General features: G+C 46.6%; 20 protein-coding genes. 1 reads left to right on the plus strand and 19 read right to left on the minus strand.

Going from position 1 to position 19,726, the window contains the following annotated elements:
- Positions 1 to 11: 11 nt before the first annotated feature.
- The 16 genes from R7044_RS16360 to R7044_RS16435 form a co-directional block, all read right to left on the minus strand.
- Positions 12 to 2,252, minus strand: a complete 2,241-nt coding sequence (locus R7044_RS16360) for a chemotaxis protein CheA (protein WP_005384459.1) — start codon at positions 2,250 to 2,252, stop codon at positions 12 to 14.
- Positions 2,253 to 2,261: 9 nt separating this feature from the next.
- On the minus strand, positions 2,262 to 3,002 hold the full coding sequence (locus R7044_RS16365) for a protein phosphatase CheZ (RefSeq protein WP_005380502.1): 741 nt from the start codon (positions 3,000 to 3,002) through the stop codon (positions 2,262 to 2,264).
- 118 nt (positions 3,003 to 3,120) lie between these two features.
- Positions 3,121 to 3,489: a chemotaxis response regulator CheY gene (cheY, locus tag R7044_RS16370; RefSeq protein ID WP_017635949.1), complete on the minus strand. Its 369-nt coding sequence runs from the start codon at positions 3,487 to 3,489 to the stop codon at positions 3,121 to 3,123.
- Positions 3,490 to 3,534: 45 nt separating this feature from the next.
- Positions 3,535 to 4,269 (minus strand): RNA polymerase sigma factor FliA, encoded by a 735-nt coding sequence (locus R7044_RS16375; protein WP_005380499.1) that lies wholly within the window; start codon positions 4,267 to 4,269, stop codon positions 3,535 to 3,537.
- Positions 4,262 to 5,149 (minus strand): MinD/ParA family protein, encoded by an 888-nt coding sequence (locus R7044_RS16380; RefSeq protein ID WP_225455687.1) that lies wholly within the window; start codon positions 5,147 to 5,149, stop codon positions 4,262 to 4,264. Before R7044_RS16380 ends, R7044_RS16375 begins: the two co-directional genes overlap by 8 nt.
- A 14-nt stretch (positions 5,150 to 5,163) precedes the next feature.
- Positions 5,164 to 6,681: a flagellar biosynthesis protein FlhF gene (gene flhF / locus R7044_RS16385; RefSeq protein ID WP_085569739.1), complete on the minus strand. Its 1,518-nt coding sequence runs from the start codon at positions 6,679 to 6,681 to the stop codon at positions 5,164 to 5,166.
- Positions 6,682 to 6,709: 28 nt separating this feature from the next.
- A complete protein-coding gene (gene flhA, locus R7044_RS16390; protein WP_085569806.1) occupies positions 6,710 to 8,809 on the minus strand; it encodes a flagellar biosynthesis protein FlhA in 2,100 nt (699 codons plus the stop codon).
- Positions 8,810 to 9,019: 210 nt separating this feature from the next.
- Complete coding sequence (flhB, locus tag R7044_RS16395) at positions 9,020 to 10,150, minus strand: flagellar biosynthesis protein FlhB (protein WP_005380490.1); 1,131 nt, start codon at positions 10,148 to 10,150, stop codon at positions 9,020 to 9,022.
- Positions 10,151 to 10,153: 3 nt separating this feature from the next.
- Positions 10,154 to 10,936: a flagellar biosynthetic protein FliR gene (fliR, locus tag R7044_RS16400; RefSeq protein ID WP_005384463.1), complete on the minus strand. Its 783-nt coding sequence runs from the start codon at positions 10,934 to 10,936 to the stop codon at positions 10,154 to 10,156.
- A gap of 8 nt (positions 10,937 to 10,944) precedes the next feature.
- Positions 10,945 to 11,214: a flagellar biosynthesis protein FliQ gene (gene fliQ, locus R7044_RS16405; protein WP_005380488.1), complete on the minus strand. Its 270-nt coding sequence runs from the start codon at positions 11,212 to 11,214 to the stop codon at positions 10,945 to 10,947.
- Positions 11,215 to 11,238: 24 nt separating this feature from the next.
- On the minus strand, positions 11,239 to 12,108 hold the full coding sequence (fliP, locus tag R7044_RS16410) for a flagellar type III secretion system pore protein FliP (protein ID WP_005394311.1): 870 nt from the start codon (positions 12,106 to 12,108) through the stop codon (positions 11,239 to 11,241).
- Positions 12,095 to 12,508, minus strand: a complete 414-nt coding sequence (fliO, locus tag R7044_RS16415) for a flagellar biosynthetic protein FliO (RefSeq protein WP_005380480.1) — start codon at positions 12,506 to 12,508, stop codon at positions 12,095 to 12,097. The genes fliP and fliO overlap by 14 nt, the downstream gene beginning before the upstream one ends.
- A 1-nt stretch (position 12,509) precedes the next feature.
- Positions 12,510 to 12,920 (minus strand): flagellar motor switch protein FliN, encoded by a 411-nt coding sequence (gene fliN / locus R7044_RS16420; protein WP_005380479.1) that lies wholly within the window; start codon positions 12,918 to 12,920, stop codon positions 12,510 to 12,512.
- A 58-nt stretch (positions 12,921 to 12,978) separates the two neighbouring features.
- Positions 12,979 to 14,025 carry a flagellar motor switch protein FliM gene (gene fliM / locus R7044_RS16425; protein WP_017635951.1) on the minus strand — a complete coding sequence of 349 codons (1,047 nt, stop codon included), beginning with the start codon at positions 14,023 to 14,025 and terminating at the stop codon, positions 12,979 to 12,981.
- A gap of 7 nt (positions 14,026 to 14,032) precedes the next feature.
- Positions 14,033 to 14,536, minus strand: a complete 504-nt coding sequence (gene fliL / locus R7044_RS16430; protein WP_005380477.1) for a flagellar basal body-associated protein FliL — start codon at positions 14,534 to 14,536, stop codon at positions 14,033 to 14,035.
- 85 nt (positions 14,537 to 14,621) lie between these two features.
- Positions 14,622 to 16,475: a flagellar hook-length control protein FliK gene (locus R7044_RS16435; RefSeq protein WP_033907109.1), complete on the minus strand. Its 1,854-nt coding sequence runs from the start codon at positions 16,473 to 16,475 to the stop codon at positions 14,622 to 14,624.
- A gap of 280 nt (positions 16,476 to 16,755) precedes the next feature.
- Between R7044_RS16435 and R7044_RS16440 the strand changes: the two genes are divergently transcribed.
- On the plus strand, positions 16,756 to 17,070 hold the full coding sequence (locus R7044_RS16440) for an NIPSNAP family protein (RefSeq protein ID WP_005380475.1): 315 nt from the start codon (positions 16,756 to 16,758) through the stop codon (positions 17,068 to 17,070).
- Between the two features lie 40 nt (positions 17,071 to 17,110).
- Here R7044_RS16440 and fliJ read toward each other — a convergent pair whose 3' ends face one another.
- The 3 genes from fliJ to fliH are packed head-to-tail and all read right to left on the minus strand — an operon-like array spanning position 17,111 to position 19,684.
- Positions 17,111 to 17,554: a flagellar export protein FliJ gene (fliJ, locus tag R7044_RS16445; protein ID WP_005380474.1), complete on the minus strand. Its 444-nt coding sequence runs from the start codon at positions 17,552 to 17,554 to the stop codon at positions 17,111 to 17,113.
- A 6-nt stretch (positions 17,555 to 17,560) separates the two neighbouring features.
- Positions 17,561 to 18,880, minus strand: a complete 1,320-nt coding sequence (fliI, locus tag R7044_RS16450; RefSeq protein WP_005384474.1) for a flagellar protein export ATPase FliI — start codon at positions 18,878 to 18,880, stop codon at positions 17,561 to 17,563.
- Between the two features lie 3 nt (positions 18,881 to 18,883).
- Positions 18,884 to 19,684, minus strand: coding sequence for a flagellar assembly protein FliH (fliH, locus tag R7044_RS16455; protein WP_005380472.1), 801 nt, complete (start codon positions 19,682 to 19,684; stop codon positions 18,884 to 18,886).
- Positions 19,685 to 19,726 lie beyond the last annotated feature (42 nt).

Raw genomic sequence — 19,726 nt, forward strand, 5'->3', positions numbered from 1 at the left:
GTCAGCTTTGCTTAAAGGCGTGAAGCCGCAGCATATCGCTTAAGTAAATCAGGCACATCTAGAATTAATGCAATATGGCCATCGCTAGTAATTGTCGCACCAGCCATACCTGGAGTGCCCTGTAATAGATTATCGAGTGGCTTAATAACCACTTCTTCTTGACCAATAAGCGTATCCACAACAAAACCAACGCGCTGGTTACCAATCTGTACAATCACCACGTGACCGTGACCAGTACGCTCTTGGACGTTTTGCGATTTGGATGCCAACCAGTTTTGTAAGTAAAATAGTGGGATAGATTTCTCACGCACAATAATCGTCAGCTGACCATCTACCACGTTTGTACGACTAAGATCCAAGTGGAAAATTTCACTCACCGAAGCCAGTGGTAGAGCAAAAGGATGACCGCCAACACCAACCATCAGAGTCGGTAAAATCGCTAACGTTAGTGGTACTTTGATCGTAATCTTAGTGCCCTTGCCTAGCTCAGAATCGATATCGATTGAACCGTTTAAGGTATTGATCGCCGTCTTAACCACGTCCATACCCACACCACGACCAGAGATGTCAGAAATTTTATCTTTACTTGAGAAACCAGGTGCGAAGATAAGGTTGAAGCACTCTTTATCTGTTAAACGTGCCGCCGCATCTTCATCCATCATGCCACGCTTCACCGCGATGCCACGCAGTTTGTTCGGGTCCATACCGCCACCATCATCTACGATGGATAGTTCAATATGGTCCCCTTCTTGCGATGCTGACAAAATCACTTTACCTGTGCGTGATTTGCCGGCCTTCGCGCGTGCGTCTGGCATTTCAATACCGTGATCAACCGAGTTACGTACCAAGTGAATCAACGGATCGGCCAATGCTTCTACAAGGTTCTTATCGAGATCGGTTTCTTCACCGCGCATTTCTAGCACGATGTCTTTATTTAGGTTACGAGCCAAGTCACGAACAACGCGTGGGAAGCGGCCAAACACTTTCTTAATTGGCTGCATACGCGTTTTCATTACCGCGCCTTGTAGATCCGCAGTTACCACGTCAAGGTTAGCGACCGCTTTGGACATCTCTTCGTTGTCGCTATTCAAACCAAGGCTTAATAGGCGGTTTCGAACCAATACGAGCTCACCCACCATGTTCATGATGGTATCAAGTGTCGAGGTATCAACACGAACGGTTGCTTCAGCCTGAGGTTTTTTAACCGCTGGTGCTTTGGCTTCTTCTTTTACCGCGACTGGTTTAGATTCTGGTTTTGGTGCTGGCGCTGCTTGAACGGGTGCTGGCTTAGCAACAGGCTCAGGTTTCGCAGGGCTTTGCTCTACGTTTGCTGACGCTGGCTTCGTTGCCATATCCAATTCTTCTAGCGTTGGACCTTTACCTGAACCATGTAGCTCATCGAGTAACTTTTCGAACTCTTCGTCCGTCATTAAGTCACTGTCTTGATTTGATGAAGATGCCACTGGAGCGGAAGGCTCTGCCGCTTTAGGTGGCTCTACTGGTACGGATGCAGATGCAGCAGCCTCTGCCGTAGAAGGGCTTTTTCCTACACCGTGCAGTTCATCGAGTAAACGTTCAAACTCATCATCAGTGATATCACCACTTTCAACTGATGGTGCACTCGATTGAGGCGGTTCAGATGGCGTTGTAGGTGTCGCAGACATTGAGGTGCCTGGCGCTGAACCTTTACCATGAAGCTCATCAAGTAGCTTTTCGAATTCGTCTTGGGTAATTTCATCAACAGAGCCGACACTTGATGGTGCTGACGGCGCAGCAGGTTCTTCGATGATAGGCTCGGGAATAATAGGCTCTGGAGTAGCCACTGGTTCTTCAACTACGGTTGCCGCTACTTCATCTTCTGACTCAGGTTTGCATAGACGATGAAGTTCTTCAAGAAGCTCAGGGTCCGCAGCTTCTAACGGCTCACGATCTTGAACAGCCTGGAACTGGGTATTAACCGTATCCAAGGCTTTTAGCATCGTATCCATTAAGTTTTGCGTTACCGTGCGTTGACCGTTTCGTAAAACGTCGAACACGTTCTCCGCACCATGACAAGTATCGACTAGCTCTGCCAATGAAAGGAAGCCGGCACCGCCTTTTACGGTATGAAACCCGCGGAAAATAGCATTAAGTAAGTCTTTGTCTTCTGGGTTATTTTCCAATTCAACCAACTGCTCAGAAAGCAGCTCGAGAATTTCCCCAGCCTCAATGAGAAAGTCCTGAAGAATATCTTCGTCTAAATCGTAGCTCATACGTTACCTTTAAAATCCAAGACTGGACAACAAGTCATCGACTTCGTCCTGCGATGAAACCGCATCTTCTCTCAGTTCTGGATGAAGAATCGGGCCTTCGGCTTCGCTTGTTTGTGTATTCTTTTTATCTGCCGGTTCTGACAAAACTTGAATGTGTTCTTCAAGTTTATTTCCAGAGAATACGGTTAGGATTTCCACTAAGCGGCCTTCAACTTCATTAACCAACGTAATTACGCGGCGAATGATTTGGCCAGTTAGGTCTTGGAAGTCTTGCGCCATGAGAATTTCGGTCAATTGGCCGCGCAATTCAGTGCTGTCACCTTCGACTTGCACTAATAGCCCGTCAATTCGGTGGCACAGTGCTTTAAATTCGCTTAATTCTATGCGCCCGTGCATGAGTTCATTCCATTGAGGACGAACTTTTAGAAGGCAATCATGCAGGTTATCAGCGATAGGAAGGCAGCAGTCGACCGCATCCATTGTTTTGTTGGCTGCAAGCTCTGTCTTCTCGATCACATAATTGAGACGATCCCTAGCGTTAGGGATTTCGTCTTTCGCAATTTCGGTCATGCGCTGATCGAGACTGAACTGCTTGAGTGATTCGTGAAGGTCTCGAGTTAACGCTCCAATTTCTTGCAGCATTGGGTTATCGGCACCTTCGTAGATCGAGGCAACAAGCATATTGGCTTGGTCTTGTTCCCCGTTTTCTAGCATTTGAACGAGTGACTTCGCCTGCTCTAGTGAGATCATTCTGAATAGACCCTTTTACGTTTAGTTCTTCTTATCACTTTGAAAACGCTAAACGAGTCATTTAATAGGTATTTAATAATTGGTATGAATGACTCGAATAACAAAGAGAAAGAGAGAGTTATAAACGCTCGAAAATTTTATCTAATTTTTCTTTTAATGTTGCAGCAGTAAATGGCTTAACAATGTAGCCGTTTACACCTGCTTGAGCAGCTTCAATGATCTGCTCACGCTTCGCTTCAGCCGTGATCATTAGAACTGGCAGATGCTTAAGTTCTGCATCCGCGCGGATGTGTTTAAGCAAATCGATGCCTTGCATACCTGGCATGTTCCAGTCAGTTACAACAAAATCGAAGTCACCTTTTTTCAGCATTGGTAATGCGGTTAAACCATCGTCCGCTTCTTGAGTGTTATTGAAACCCAAGTCACGAAGCAGGTTTTTAACAATACGGCGCATTGTTGAGAAATCATCAACAATAAGGATCTTCATGTTTTTATTCAAAATTGCCTCCACTGAATCGTAAAATCAGTGTTTTTAGTCATTTTGTGTCCACGCACTGAGCTTGGTACGTAAACGTTGCATCGCTTGACTCAGTATTTGACTTACGCGAGATTCGCTTACGCCTAACACATCGCCAATTTCTTTCAAATTGAGTTCTTCATCATAATAAAGCGAAAGAACCAAAGCTTCACGCTCTGGAAGCTGTTTTATTGATTCAACCAGTGCTTTTCGAAATGATTCATCAACTACCCCTTTGAATGGGTTGCTGTCATCGGTTTCATCCGCCGGTGAAATCACATCATCAGAAACGCCTAAATCTTCAATACCGACTAATTTTGAGCAGTTGATATCGGTAAGAGCACTATGATATTGATCCAGTGTCATCCCGAGATGCGTGGCTACTTCAGAATCAGTAGGATCTCGATTTAATTCGCCTTCCAGCTCCGCAATCGCTTGGTTAATCTCTCGATTATTTTTATGAACAGAACGCGGTACCCAATCGCCTTTACGCATGTCATCTAACATTGCGCCACGAATACGGATACCTGCATAAGTTTCAAAGCTCGCACCTTTAGAACCATCATAATTCTGCTGAGCTTCGATAAGACCGATCATGCCGGCCTGAATTAAATCCTCTACCTGAACACTCGGCGGTAAACGGCCTAGTAGGTGGTGAGCAATGCGCTTAACCAACACTGAATAACGTTCAATGAACGCCTGCTGGCTATTAAATTTGCCATGTTGGTCATAGGTTATCGCTTTATTCACCAAAAGGGTCCTCTGCGAATTCGGTACGATTTAGCAACCTTTCCACAAAAAATTCCAAGTGTCCACTTGGTGTTTTCGGTAGTGGCCACGTCAACGCTTTGTTTGCTAGTGAGCTGATAGCTAAAGCGGCAGGCGAGCGTGGGAACGCATCAACGACAATTTTTTGTCTTTTTACAGCCTGTCGTACTTTATCATCTAATGGAATACATGCTACGAGTTCAAGGCTAACATTCAAGAATCGCTCTGTGACTAGTGTCAACTTTGCAAACAATTCTCGCCCTTCACGGTAGCTTCTGACCATATTTGCTACAACTTTAAAGCGTTGAACTTGGTGTTCTTTACTCAACAGCTTGATTAATGCATAGGCATCTGTGATTGACGTCGGTTCATCACACACAACTACAACCACATCTTGAGCTGCTCGCGAAAAACTGATTACCATGTCAGAGATACCAGCAGCGGTATCAATCAGCAGGACATCCATTTCGTCTTCAAGACTACCAAATGCTCGAATGAGTCCAGCATGCTGAGCGTGAGAAAGCTCTGTCATGCTCTGTGTGCCAGAAGTTGCAGGAATTATCTTTATACCATAAGGCCCTTCGACAATCGCATCTTTTAGCTCACATTCACCCGCTAAGACATGTCCTAGATTACGTTTTGCACGAATTCCGAGCATCACGTCCACATTGGCCAGACCTAAATCAGCGTCGAAAACCATCACCTTCTTGCCTTGGCGAGCCATACAAATCGCCAGACCCAGTGTTACGTTTGATTTCCCCACACCACCTTTGCCGCCAGTAACAGCAATCACTTTGGTCAACGATGGTTGTGTTAAGCGACGGAGGCCGCTTGCTTGATCGTGTATCATATTCTCAGTCATAGTAGTCCGCCGCCTTAGAGTCCTTCACTGTCACTGTTCCAAAAGTGAGGTTCGTTCTCTGTCGACTTCTCTAACAGTTCATTTGCTTTCGCAAGCATATATTTTGGTTGCGCTATCACAATGTCTTCTGGTACGCGCTGACCATTAGCGATGTAAGCTACTGGCATTGCGTTTTGAATCACTACACTGATGAATTCGCCTAGGCTTAATGACTCATCAAGCTTCGTCATAATACAACCCGAAAGTGGTATACGTCGGAAGTGATCCAGCGTTTCTTGTAGAACACGACGTTGTGCGGTAGCCGGCAAAACAAGGTAGCTGTGAATCACTTCTCCGCTCTCTTGCATTAGAGTGTCGAGCTGCTCGGAAAGCCTCACATCTCGTTGCCCCATCCCTGCCGTATCGACCAAAATCAGTCTTCTGTTTCTTAGCTGATATATAACATCGGCTAACTCGTTAGAATCTTTAGCAACTCTTACGGGACAACCCATGATTCTTCCGTAAATTGAGAGTTGCTCATGTGCACCTATGCGATATGTATCTGTTGTCACAAGGGCCACATTGTCGGCACCGTATTCCATGGCTGCGCGTGCTGCGAGTTTCGCTACGGTTGTTGTTTTCCCAACCCCCGTCGGACCCAACAATGCGACTACGCCACCACGTTTTAAAATGTCCTGTTTAGGAATATTGATTTGATCCGCCACCAGCGACAATAACGCTTTCCACGCTCGCGCTGGCTTTGTATCTTCCGGGATATAACAGGCCATCTGGTCTGCTAACTCCGGAGAAACGCCCATTCGCTCTAAGCGCTTAATCAGCATAGCTCTTAGCGGCTCACGGCGTTCTACTTCTTGCCACATCAGGCCAGAAACTTGGTGCTCCAACAGACGACGAATTGACGTCATCTCTTCGCGCATGCTTTCTAGCTCATCGGCCGATTCGTCACGCTCATCACTTGGGCGACGTCGGTCATAGCGCGTCGGGTCCAGCTTGGGCGTCGGACGTTCAAATCGATTGTCCTGTGCGATTAGCTTCGCCAAAGGTGAATCTGGTTGATATGGCGCTGGCTTTTCTTGGTTGTAGCCGTCGCGATGCTTATTTTGGCGTTGCAGCAAAGCAGAGAGCGAATCTTCATTTTCTGCTACGTGATCGTCAGCATCTGCTGCACCACCGCTATATTGCTTAAGCATATTAGCGAATCGCTGCGTCATTGAGCCTGTTTTTTCATTGTTACTGTTATTACTGTTCAGGCTAATTTTATCTTCATCTAAATGACGATCTTGGTAACGATCAGCAGAAGACGATGACATTTGACGATGTTCGTTATAGCGATTCGATTGAGAAGCACCGCGATTTTGCTGTGACGCTGCGCTTGCTTGAGACGGATTAGATTCACTATCTATCGCCGCAACAATCGCTACTCCACCAGCCACTTTCTTGTTTGACATGATCACCGCTTCCGCGCCTAAGTCCTCTTTCACTTGGAGCAGCGCCGTTCTCATGTCTTTGGCAAAAAATCGCTTTATTTTCAAACTATGAATCCATTAATGATGCGTGAGATCAGTTACCCACGGCTTGCACAATTCTGATCTGTTTTTCATCCGGGATTTCTTGGTAAGACAGTACCCGGAGATTAGGTATTGTGTTCTTCACAAATTTCGCCAACGTCGAGCGTAATACACCGGAAGTAAGCAGAACGGCAGGTTCGCCTTTCAGTTCTTGTTCCTGTGTCGCTTGGCTTAGTGAAGACTGCAATCGCTCAGCGAGTCCCGGTTCAATCCCCGCGGATTCGCCTCCTGATGCTTGCATAGTTTGATGCAATATTTGTTCCAGTTCGGGTATCAAGGTGATCACTGGTAACTCAGGCTCTATACCATTGATTTCTTGAACAATTAGACGTTTAAGACTAATTCGAACTGCTGCCGTCAATATGTCAGCTTCTTGACTCTTACTTGAGTACTCAGCCAAAGTTTGAACAATCGTGCGAATATCGCGGATTGGAATGGCCTCGTTTAACAAGTTTTGTAGGACTTTCACCACCACACCTAATGGTAATTGGTCAGGAACAAAGTTCTCGACCAACTTAGGCGCGCTGCGTCCCAACATTTCTAATAAATTCTCTACTTCTTCATGGCCAATTAGCTGTGACGCGTTGTTGGTCAATAGCTGGCTTAGGTGCGTCGCTAATACCGTTGATGAATCAACAACCGTATAACCCAGAGCCTGCGCGTGCTCACGCTGATCTTCTCGGATCCATACGGCTTCCAGTCCAAAAGCAGGGTCAATGGTTGGTTCACCATCAATCATGCCATACACCTGACCTGGGTTAATCGCTAGCTCTTGATCCGGACGAATCTCTGCTTCGCCCACCGCAACCCCCATCAATGTAATTCGGTAACTGTTTGGGGTCAGCTCAAGATTGTCACGAATATGAACCGCTGGAATTAGGAACCCAAAATCTTGCGATAACTTTTTACGCACGCCTTTTACGCGCTCTAGCAGTTCCCCACCTTGGTCTCTGTCCACCAAAGGGATTAAGCGATAACCGACTTCCAAGCCAATAATATCGACTGGCTGGACGTCATCCCAAGACAGTTCGCGCTGTGAGGAAGGTTCTGTACCTTCGTCTGCTGTTGCTGGTAAAGCGGGCTCTTTCGCTTTATGCTTCTGCCGTTTGTCGATGAAATATGCCGCTGCACCGGCCGCGACTGCCAGGCTCAAAAACGCAAAGTGTGGCATGCCCGGTACGATGCCCATCACACCAAGAATAGCCGCAGTAATCATCAGCGCTTTTGGGTTGTCGAACATCTGGAAGACCAGTTGTTCCCCCATGTCTTCATCGGTGTTTTGGCGCGTCACCATCATTGCCGCTGCAATCGACAGCAATAGCGATGGGATTTGTGCGACCAAACCATCACCGATTGTCAGTAAGGTATAGATTTCAATCGCTTCACCGAAACCCAATCCATACTGCGCCATACCGATCGACAGACCGCCGACGATGTTGATAAACAGAATCAAAATACCGGCAATCGCGTCACCTTTTACGAACTTCGAGGCACCATCCATCGAGCCATAGAAATCCGCTTCTTTGGTCACTTCAAAACGACGAACTCTTGCCTGCTCTTGGTCTATCAATCCGGCATTCAAGTCGGCATCAATCGCCATTTGCTTACCCGGCAACGCATCAAGCGTAAAGCGAGCACTTACCTCAGAGATACGACCCGCACCTTTGGTCACCACCATAAAGTTGATGATCATTAAGATGAGGAAAACCACTAGGCCGACCGCGTAGTTACCACCAATAACGACGTTACCGAACGCCTCAATTACGTTACCTGCCGCATTACCGCCTTCATGACCATGCAGTAAGACGACACGAGTCGAGGCAACGTTCAAAGCCAAGCGGAGCAACGTGGCGATCAGCAATACCGTTGGAAAAGCAGCGAAGTCCAAAGGGCGACGTGTGTAAACGGTCACTAACAACACCACCATCGACAGCGCGATGTTAAAGGTGAAGAACATATCCAGCAAAAATGCTGGAATCGGCAGTACCACCATCGCTAGGGTGGCCAAAACCATCACCGGAGCACCAATAGCTGGCATTTCACGTTGAGGGATTCGTGGCAATTTATCTGCAAACGGCAGGCTTAACTTCATACTGCGAGAGATCTCAATCGATTGAAGCGTCACGTAAGCTCTTACTATTAATACGCGACCGCTTTAGCCTAAAAGTTTAGGTAGGGTTGATAATTAAAGCGTTTTAAGCAATCTATGTACCATAATTAGCGCCAAAATAATGACTAAACACTCAAATAGAGCTTAGCTTTTGATCAAACGAGCTTTTTTAAGGCTTTACCGCTTTTCGTATCAATGACGGTGCTCGGGCGGGATTGGCAAATCATAATCTTGAATTTTCGGGCGCTGTCCACCTCGTTTTCGGTATTGCTTCAATTGGAATACAAATGCCAAAACCTGAGCGACGGCAGTAAATAACCCATCGGGGATCTCTTGCTCGAGCTCTGTCGTGTGGTACAACGCACGAGCCAAAGGTGGTGCGGGCACAATCGTAATGTCATGTTCGCGGGCGACTTCTCGAATCTTCATCGCCATGTGGTCAGTACCTTTAGCGATCACGACTGGCGCACGGTCTGTCTTCTGTTTATAACGAAGCGCTACCGAGAAGTGCTCTGGGTTAGTAACAATAACATCAGCTTGAGGAACGTCCGCCATCATTCGACGTTGAGCCGCTTCCCTTTGCAACATACGAATACGGCCTTTCACTTCCGGCTTACCTTCAGTCTCTTTGTATTCGTCTTTGACTTCTTGCTTGGTCATTTTTAACTGATCGGCGTGCTGCCAAATTTGAAATGGAATATCGATGGCAACCACAATCAATAGCGAGCAACTGATCAGCAAAATAAAGTTCAGCAAAATATCTAAAGCATGGAAGATGTTTTGCGGATACACATCCATGCTCAATTGAATCAGATCGGCCTGCGATGCTTGGATCAAATAGATGGCGACACCAGTGACCAGAACCACTTTAAGGATTGATTTGATCAACTCTACCCAGCTTTGCATGCCAACCATTCGCTTTAAGCCGCTAAGTGGATTCATTTTCGACAGCTTGGGCATGGCCGCTTGGGCAGAAAAACTGATTCCTCCCACACCTGCTGCTCCAATCATGGCGGCGGTAAACAATGTCGCTAACACCAAAAATAGTGGGAACAACAAATCACTCATCGCGCCCAAAGCGATATCAAACAGTTTTGCAGTATCGAAAATCTCTTCTCGTTGAAGATCAAATAAACGGCTCATGATGGAAAACAATGAACGTGCTAACGCCTCGCCAAACCACATCAATGAAATGGCGCCAACGATCAGCACAGATGCTGATGCAAGCTCTTTAGATCGAGCGACCTGCCCCTTTTCTCTGGCTTGTTGTAACCGTCGGGGCGTGGCTTCTTCGGTGCGTTCCTGACCGTCTGATTCTGCCAAATCTTAGCACTCCAAGCGAATGAGCCGACAAATCTGCGCCTCACCCACTGTCCAGAACATTTCATAATGACTGTATAGACCAGCCAGTATGTACCAACAAAGTAATAGACCCACCATCAAAGCAAAAGCAAAACCAAGCGAGAAGATATTCAGCTGTGGTGCGGCACGGGTCATTACACCAAACGACAAGTTAATGGTCAGTAGTGCAATAATGCCGGATAGAGACATACTCAATGCAGTTTGGAACATAATACCAAGCCAGCCTGCCATTTCACGGAAATCAACCGCGTTGAGCGAGCCGGAGCCAATCGGCAAAGTTTTAAAACTGAACACCACCAATTGCAGCATTTTTAAGTGTCCATCGGTGGCAAGGAAAAACATTGTCGTTAAGAACATGAATAACTGGCCAAGCAATGGCGTGTTCTGACCATTTGCGGGATCAACCATAGAAGCAAAGCCCAAACTTGATTGCATACCCAATATTTGACCAAGTAGGACAAAGGTTTGAATCATAAATTGAGTAACCATACCCATCGCTATGCCGATGATCATTTGCTCGGCAATGGTCATGAAGCCACGAAACGAGAGTAGCTCAATGTCCTGAGGTACGGCGGGGATGGCTGGCATGACAGCGAAAGTGATGGCTAAACCGAGGTAAAGGCGGATTCTTGGCGAAACAAATCGGGCCCCGGTTACTGTCATCACCATCAACATGGATGAGATACGAACATAGGGCCAGAAGTAGTTTGCGATCCAATCTAAGACAACGCTAGTGGGGTACTCCATAGGCGCCTCTAATAAAGCACCTGAGGTAAGCGTTCAATCAAGCCATAGAAATATTCCATCAACATTTGCGTCATCCAATGCCCAAACAGCATCAGGGCCAAAAGCGTGACAATCAAACGCGGTAAGAAGCTCAATGTTTGTTCGTTGATGGATGTCGCAGCTTGAAAAATCGCAACTACAAGGCCGATAAGCAAGCTTGGGATGATAATAGCGCAGACCATGATAAGCACCATCCAAAGTGCTTCACGGAAAAGCTCGACAAACATTTCTGGTGTCATGTCTTATCCTCTATCTGCGCTTATCTAAAGGGCAAAGCTGCCCGCAAGTGTCGAGAGTATCAAGTTCCAACCATCGACCAATACGAACAACATCAACTTGAACGGCAACGAAACAATCATTGGTGACAACATCATCATACCCATTGCCATCAGTACCGAAGCGACTACAAGGTCAATAATCAAAAACGGCAAGAAGAGCATAAAGCCAATTTGGAATGCAGTTTTTAGCTCTGAGGTGATAAAAGCCGGAATCAACACCGCCATCGACACATCTTCTGGATTCTCGACTTGCTCTCCTGACATGGTTACGAACGTCTCCAAATCTTTGATTCGGGTCTGCTTAAGCATAAATGCTTTCATTGGCGCTTGTGCAGCATCAAACGCTTCTCGCGCCGTAACTTGCTCGTTCAAATAAGGCTGAACAGCTTTGTCGTTGATTTCGTTCAGGACAGGAGACATAACAAAAAAGGTCAAAAACAGCGCAATACCAATAATAACCTGATTAGAAGGCGTTTGTTGCAAACCCATTGCCTGACGCAATATCGACATCACCACCACAATTCGAGTGAACGAGGTCATCAGAATCACCATGGCAGGCAAGAAGCCAAGCATGGTCATTAACGCTAAAATTTGTAGTGTAACCGAGTAGTCTTCACTGCCATCAGGGTTCGTGGTCATGGTGAATGCTGGAATACCACCGCCACTAGAAACGGACATAGCACGGCTAGCACCAGTATCACTTTGCATAGCCTGAACTGTAACACCACTTCCATCGGCTAAGTTATCTGGCAGCGCTGACTCCTCTGCTTCAGCAAAGGTAAATGAAGAAAACAGCACGCCGACAAAAAGTAACAACGTACTCAGGAGCAAACGAATTGGATTACCCTTTGTCATGTTTTTTGATCAGCTGGCTAAATTGAGTCGCAAAAGCATTGGTCGCCAACTCTTCCTCTTTCAGTGGCTTATCTAACTTGGCTAAAGTTTGGATCGATTGGCTAGTAATCCCAACCAAAAACTGTTCTTCACCCACTTGAACTACTGCGATTCTTTCTTTTGTACCCACTGGCAACTGACTCACTATACGCAAGCCCTTTTGTTGTCCCATCGCTGGCACTTGCATACGTTTCAGCAACCAAGCCAGCAAAAGAATCACGCCGATTACAAGCACAAGCGAGCCAAGTGTCGTCGCAAGATCCAGATTATTTGGTGCGGCAGCAAATGCATAAGGAGCACTTAGCATTAAGCTCAGTGCTCCAGTGATTTGCTTCAATCGCATTTTGATTGAACGACTCATCTTAACGCAGCTTCTTAATTCGTTCAGTTTGGCTGATCACATCCGTCAAACGGATACCAAACTTATCGTTGACGACCACGACTTCGCCGTGAGCAATCAAAGTACCGTTAACCAATACGTCGAGCGACTCACCGGCTAGACGATCCAACTCAACAACCGAACCTTGGTTAAGCTGCAACAGGTTCCGAATGCTAATTTGAGAACGACCGACTTCCATCGAAATCGTCACCGGGATATCCATAATAGTGTCGAGTTTACGACGCTCATCTTCGCTAATTGGGCTTGAAGTGTCTTTTAGCTCTTCCAGTGGCGCAGCCAATACTTCATCTACGTCTACAGAAGGGGCAGACGGGTCTTCGCCAAGAGCGGCTGCCCATTCGTCTGCTAGCTTTTGATCGTCACTTGGTTCCATTTTTCTATCCTGTGTTACGCCTTACTCATGCCATAGCATGTCTGTTTAATAAGGTATCTTAATGGTCTATATCGTCTTCATTCTCAAGCTCGGACATGATGTCTTTACCTAAGAAAGCTAAATCTGTTTTGACGACATGTGGGCGCTCAATTTCCTCAGAAATTTGCACCGCTAATTTGTCTTCCGAACGACCCATTTTTACGCGATAGGTCGGTAGGTCTTCTACAAACATCGTCGCATGTTCTGGCATTTCAATCGGGATGATGTCGCCCGGTTGCAGCTCCATGAGATCACGCAAAGAAATGTCTTTTTCGAGCAAGTTCACGCGGAAGTTAACCGGACAATCCATGATCTCTTCACGTAGTGCTGAGCTCCAGCGAACGTCCGTTTCCATCTTGTCGGACTGAACACCTGCATCCAATAGTTCACGGATAGGCTCAACCATGGAGTAAGGCATAACGACATGAAAATCGCCGCCACCGCCGTCAACTTCTATATGGAATGAACTCACGACAATCACTTCTGTCGGGCTGACAATGTTTGCCATGCTTGGGTTTACTTCAGAGTCGAGATATTCGAACTCTACCCCCATCACTGGCGACCACGCTTCTTTATAATCTTCAAATACAATTTTCAGTAACAACTGAATGATGCGGCGTTCCGTTGGGGTAAATTCGCGGCCTTCGATTTTGGCGTGGAATCGACCATCACCGCCAAAGAAGTTTTCTACCAGAATAAAGACTAAACGAGCCTCCATGGTGATCAACGCAGTGCCTTTTAACGGACGAAAACGCACCATGTTCAAACTGGTTGGCACGTACAATGTGTTCTGGTATTCACCAAACTTCATCATCTGCACGCCATTGATCGACACCTCTGCCGTTTTACGCAGCATATTAAACAGACTAATACGCATGTGCCGTGCAAAGCGCTCGTTGATAAGTTCGAGCGTCGGCATTCGACCACGTACGATTCTGTCTTGCGACGAGAAATCAAAATTGACGGCACCCTCAGTGTCGTTTTCTATCGGTTCATCGACGTCATCAACATCGTCAACCCCATGCAATAGCGCATCAATTTCGTCTTGGCTTAATAGATCGGTCACGTTTTACCTATTGAATAACAAAATCTGTAAACAGTACTTTTTCAATCACTGGCTTACCGACCGCAGCATTCAGCGCTGCTTTGATATCTTCGGAAGCACGATCGCGCAATTCCACTCGTCCTGTAGGAGAGCGCAATTGATCAACCGTCGCGGAAGCAAACGTTGATAGCATAGAGCTTTCAATCAGTGGCGAATGATACCGCGCCAACTCTTCATTTTCTGCACCGCGAACCATTAACTGCGCTTTAATTTGAACCAACCTATCGCGGCTATCCCCAGTAACGTTAAATACAAATGCCTGAGGAAGATTCACATACGCGATGGGCGCAGCATCCGATGCCTTCACTTGAGCCTGTTGAGACGATTCAGCCTGAGCAGGTTCATCAGAGCCCATTAGAAAAAATGCCGCTGCCCCGCCACCAAGTAGTAATACTACAACAGCGATGATGATGATAAGTAACTTGCTTTTTCCTTTCGGCGCATCGGCCCCTTGTAACTGTTCTTCTGCCATTCTTGTCTCTTATTGTTCTTTTGAGTTACCAAGACGTTTTAGTGAGTTGCTTGGTAACCGTATGCCATTGCCGTTAAACGGCCTTTTATGCGTAAAAACTAATTCCATCACGCTTTGAAGCGACATTCAAATCCAGATTGACATCAGATTCAAAACCCTCTTCGGACTGTCCAGAAAAACCGCCACTTTGCGCGCTTTGACCATGTTGTTCAGCAGTATACCTACCTTGCTGTTGCCCGCTGTTTTGTTGCTGGACGGAAGAATCAGCCAGCTGCATACCTTGTTGCGCTAGCATTTCTCTCAAACGAGGGAGCGTCTGTTCAATAATGTCACGAGCTTGCGGGTTGTTCACTGTAAAATGTACATTGGCAACGTCGTTATTCATGGTCATACGAATTTGCATACGACCTAACTCTGGTGGATCAAGACGAATATCGAGATTTTTCAGATTCTTCGACATCATCATTTGCACTTTTTCCGCAACTTGCTCGTTGGCTAGCTCTTTAGTTAGTTGCAACGGAAGCTGAGCTTGTTGTGCAGCATCAATACGCGCTTGTTGCTGTACATTAATCCCTTGCTGACCTGCCATAGCCTGAAGCTGTCCAGCGAAACCGTGTTGGAGGTCCGGCTTATCTTGTTTATCAGCAGTCGCCTTTAGCGCACCAGTCGCCAATGCTGCGTTCATCACTTTCTGGCTAATCTCTCCGTCTTTCACACCTTGAAGCGACGTCGGCACTTGCGCGGCTATCAACGTATCAGGCGTTGGAGATAATGCGACTTTATCTCCACTATGAGCAGTTTGTGGCTGGGGTACTTGAGCCGCTGTATGCTGGATTTGCTGAGACACTGCCATAGGTCCAGCCTGGCGAGTTAAATTATGTTGTACTTGTTGCTCTGCGAGAATCTGTTTAATGTCATTAGGGAGCGCAACAAATTGGGCAAGGTCTTGATCAGGAATATCCGCCGTGATCCTTCCTTGTTTCAACCCTTCAATGATCTGAGCTTCTTGCTGAGTCAGTGGTTTTCCTTGCGCCAACTTAGTATCTATAACTTCAAGCTCATCCAAGGAGACTCGTGGAAGCGCGTCGATGTTGGAACCATCAACGTCTGTTAACAACGGCGACAGATCATTAGCTACTTCACCACTGACTGCGCTCTTATCCGTCGGATGGCTGGCTTGTTTCGCTAGCTCTTGCCAAGCAGCAAACTCAGGCGAAAGTTTGTCGACATCGATAGGTTGACCATTCTTATCTAAAATTGGCTCTAAGTCTTGTCCTGGGATCATCTGTGCTTGTTCAAGCGAATGAACTGATGGCGTTTCATTCAAAGCCAGCTCATCAAGGTGTGTCGAAACGGTTGCTTGCTCGTGGAACGAATGCACTAAATTCGCGCTCTGAGGCAAAACTTTGCCACTATCGATGGATGCATTACTCGCATTCAGGGTTTGATTCGCTTGTTCAATTCGACCAAGAAGCTGTTGTCCTTCGCCCATCGTGCTTTTTACGTCCACTGTATTTGATGGGTTGCTCGTATCGATTGATGTTGATTTCACTTTTTCAATAGCTTCAACATCATTCTCCAAAGGTGTGCTGTTACTCGCCTTTTGTAAACTTGCTTCTTCACTTAAGGTTGCATTCGGTTTGTTTGCTGATATTTCATCAAAACCATGGGTCTCGTCACTGACGGATTCTTGGCTTTCTTGCGCCAACAATTCGTCCGAGACGTTAGCAGAAGAAGTACTGCCTACATCCGCTCTTTCTTTTTCTTCAACCACTGTCGATTCTGTTGCTACTTTTTCGGGCTTTTGTTTACCAGCAAACGCATCGGTTAACGTTTCTAAAAATCCCTTGCTCTCAGTGCTCTCTGCGGACGCTTTAGCGGACACATCAGAAACTGGCGTCTTGGTAGTCGCAGATACATGGGACAAATTCACACTCATTTAGAAACTCTCGTTCTCGTGGCTCTGAGTATATCGCTGGCAGGCAGCAATACTGGCGGCAAACTAAGGTCAAAAAGACCCGACACTGACAGCTAAAATGCAAAAATCACACCACAATATTGGGCCAATTCTCGGCAAGCTAATAGATGGCATGTTTATGGAACAAACATCAACAATACTATCCGATAACCTGGTTCCTAACATGATGTACAGCTACTTGATTGACTTTGAAAAACGATAAGCGTAAACAGACATTTGACTTAACAATTAAGGAATCACTTTGAAGATCACAGAATTACGCCAATATAGAATCAGAGCAGGCAAAACAGAACAGTGGCTAAGTTGGATGAAGGAAGAACTGTTGCCCTATCAACGCTCACAAGGCATGCGTGTACTGAATACTTACGTCCACACTGGTGATGATGGACATGACTATTTTGTTTGGCTTAGAGAGTTCGACAATGAACAAGCACGCCAGGCTCTCTACGAAAAAACATACAACGAGTGGTGGGTTCGCGAGATTCGACCGAAGGTATTTGAGCTAATTGAACAAGACTCAATCAAAGTTACCTTACTTGAATCGGTAGAGATGTAGTCAACTGCAACACCGTAATGCAATATCGAACCGATAACCTTTAGAAACGATGTGGTTTTCGACTGTAAAGTAAGGTGGAAAACTCGTCCATTTGCTTTTGTTCGCGCTTAGCTTCAGCAAGTTGTTTCTCTTTTTCGCGTTTGTCTATCATCCACTCATAGGATTTGCGTTCTTTACGCACGGTTAACCAATATTCTTTACAGTTTTCAACCTGCTCTTTGAAATGACTTTCTGCTTGCTTTTGCTTAGATAAAGTTTCATCTAGCTGGGTAAGGAATCGATTTAGGTGTCCATATTGACTTGCCGTTAGGCCCGCCTGACCACGGTCGACGAGTTGCTGGCAATAATCAAGCCGATACTTTTCAATTTGTTCAACCTGACGGTAATAATCTTCGAGTTCAGAACGCGCTTTGTTCAGTGCAAGCACAGCTTGGTCTTCACGATCCTTAGTTTGCTCAAGTAGAAACTCCATCGCATTATTCACGCGCTATCACCCACCCAAAATGTTTCTAAGCATATTGACGCACATATCGTATGGCACCGATTCTTTCATGCTCTGCTGCAAGTATTCGTCTAACTTCGGTTTCAAAGTAAATGCGCCATCAATAGCAGGATCGGTACCCGGTTTGTACGCTCCAATCGAGACCAAATCTTGATTCTTGCGACAAATAGACAAGACCTGTCGCACCGCTTTTGACATCAGAACGTGCTCTTCGGTCGTGATTTGCGGCATAACACGGCTCACCGACTTCTCGACATCAATCGCCGGATAATGGCCAGCATCCGCCATTTCACGAGAAAGTACAATATGGCCATCAAGAATGGCTCGCGATGCGTCCGCTATCGGATCTTGCAAATCATCCCCTTCGGTCAACACGGTAAAGAACGCCGTAATCGAGCCTTGTTCGGCACTTCCATTACCCGCTCGCTCAACCAGCGCTGGCAGCTTGGCAAATACAGAAGGCGGGTAGCCTTTCGTCGCTGGCGGCTCACCAACAGAAAGTGCGATTTCACGCTGTGCTTGTGCAAAACGAGTCAACGAGTCCATCAATAGCAGAACATCTAACCCTTGGTCCCGGAAGTATTCAGCAATCGTTAATGCCGTTTGGCACCCCTTTAAGCGCATTAGAGGTGAAGCATCGGCAGGCGCCGCGACCACCACTGAGCGGCGACGACCGTCCTCACCCAAGATCTCTTCGATGAATTCTTTAACTTCACGTCCACGCTCACCTATCAGACCGACGACCACAACCTGTGCGGTGGTACCTCGCGTCATCATGCCAAGCGTGACCGATTTACCCACACCAGAACCTGCAAACAGACCGATACGCTGACCTTTACCAACCGTCAACAAACCATTGATGGCTTTTAGGCCAACATCGAGCGGTTCAGAAATTGGTTTTCGAGCCAACGGGTTGATCGGCTCGGCATTAAAAGAGGCACGGTGATCGGTATACAAAGGGCCAAGTCCATCAAGTGGATTCCCAACCCCGTCTATCACGCGCCCAAGTAACTCCATGCCGACAGGCAAACCAGCGTCACTGGTTAAAGGGGTGACTCTCGCGCCAGGTAAAATGCCCGTAATTTGTTCGCTTGGCATTAAAAATAGGTTGTCACCTGAAAAGCCGACAACCTCGGCTTCCATCTGACCTGACATGGTTTCCACTAAGCATAAACTGCCAATTGGTGCGCGACAGCCGGTCGCTTCCAACGTTAACCCAACCACACGCACCAGTTTGCCAGAGGCGACAGGGCGCGTCGTAAGGCCTTCAACTTTGTAGCTTTTTAAGCGGTCAGCGAGTGCTTGCATGGATTACTCACCCTCTTGATGACGGTTTGCGCCACAAAAGCTGTGCAATACGCTTTTGACGCGTTCTTCCATGCGATAATTAATGCTTGATTCACCGGCTTCAATCTGGACGTCACCTCGATTGAGCGATGGTTCAGCAACTAACGTCCAGTTGCGACAATCAAGGTCTTCTTCACCATAAGCTGAACGAATAATCGCGACATCTTCTGGATTCAGGTGCAAGGTAATAGGGTGGCCTGATATTGGTAGCGCTTCAACCGACTGCTTCACTGTATCTAAAATAATTTGAGGGTTGGTTTGTACTTCAACGTGCACCACTTCTTTAACTAAGCAGAGCACCATATCCACCAGCTGCTTTTCAACCTGAGCATTCATCAACTCCAAAGGTTGAGCAAACTGATTGGCCAAGTTCATAAAAGTTTCAACTTGCTGCTGAATGTATTCTTGCCCTGCAGTTACCCCTTCAGCTTTTCCGAGCTCGAGACCTTCAGCATGGCCGGCTTGCAACCCTTCTTCTTTACCTTTGTCGTAACCTTGCTTAAAGCCAGCTTCCTGACCTTGATGTAAGCCTTCTTGATAAGCACCTTGCTTAATCAGTTCAATTTGCTCTTCAGTTAGCGCAAGTGGCTGCTCTTCTTCAGGCTCATCAAAATTCGGCACCCATCCCGGGTCATAGTTGAACGCGGTTTGTTTTGCTTGTTTGGCTTTAGGCTCGCCATAATCAGGCAGCCCCCAACGTTGAGGTTCGATCATCGAATCATCTTCATCAGGACGGATAAATCCACGTTTTCTATCGCCAGCCATGGGTTACCTATTGTGTGTTCGATTAAGAAGTGAGGGTGCTCC

It is taken from the genome of Vibrio sp. 1402 (genome assembly GCF_033340275.1).

Excerpts from the sequence above, each read along its gene's own strand:
- R7044_RS16360 (WP_005384459.1), bottom strand. The coding sequence starts at position 2,252 with ATGAGCTACGATTTAGACGAAGATATTCTTCAGGACTTTCTCATTGAG.
- R7044_RS16365 (WP_005380502.1), bottom strand. The coding sequence starts at position 3,002 with ATGATCTCACTAGAGCAGGCGAAGTCACTCGTTCAAATGCTAGAAAAC.
- cheY (WP_017635949.1), bottom strand. The coding sequence starts at position 3,489 with ATGAAGATCCTTATTGTTGATGATTTCTCAACAATGCGCCGTATTGTT.
- R7044_RS16380 (WP_225455687.1), bottom strand. The coding sequence starts at position 5,149 with ATGACTGAGAATATGATACACGATCAAGCAAGCGGCCTCCGTCGCTTA.
- flhA (WP_085569806.1), bottom strand. The coding sequence starts at position 8,809 with ATGAAGTTAAGCCTGCCGTTTGCAGATAAATTGCCACGAATCCCTCAA.
- fliR (WP_005384463.1), bottom strand. The coding sequence starts at position 10,936 with ATGGAGTACCCCACTAGCGTTGTCTTAGATTGGATCGCAAACTACTTC.
- fliQ (WP_005380488.1), bottom strand. The coding sequence starts at position 11,214 with ATGACACCAGAAATGTTTGTCGAGCTTTTCCGTGAAGCACTTTGGATG.
- fliP (WP_005394311.1), bottom strand. The coding sequence starts at position 12,108 with ATGACAAAGGGTAATCCAATTCGTTTGCTCCTGAGTACGTTGTTACTT.
- fliO (WP_005380480.1), bottom strand. The coding sequence starts at position 12,508 with ATGAGTCGTTCAATCAAAATGCGATTGAAGCAAATCACTGGAGCACTG.
- fliN (WP_005380479.1), bottom strand. The coding sequence starts at position 12,920 with ATGGAACCAAGTGACGATCAAAAGCTAGCAGACGAATGGGCAGCCGCT.
- fliL (WP_005380477.1), bottom strand. The coding sequence starts at position 14,536 with ATGGCAGAAGAACAGTTACAAGGGGCCGATGCGCCGAAAGGAAAAAGC.
- R7044_RS16435 (WP_033907109.1), bottom strand. The coding sequence starts at position 16,475 with ATGAGTGTGAATTTGTCCCATGTATCTGCGACTACCAAGACGCCAGTT.
- fliI (WP_005384474.1), bottom strand. The coding sequence starts at position 18,880 with ATGCAAGCACTCGCTGACCGCTTAAAAAGCTACAAAGTTGAAGGCCTT.
- fliH (WP_005380472.1), bottom strand. The coding sequence starts at position 19,684 with ATGGCTGGCGATAGAAAACGTGGATTTATCCGTCCTGATGAAGATGAT.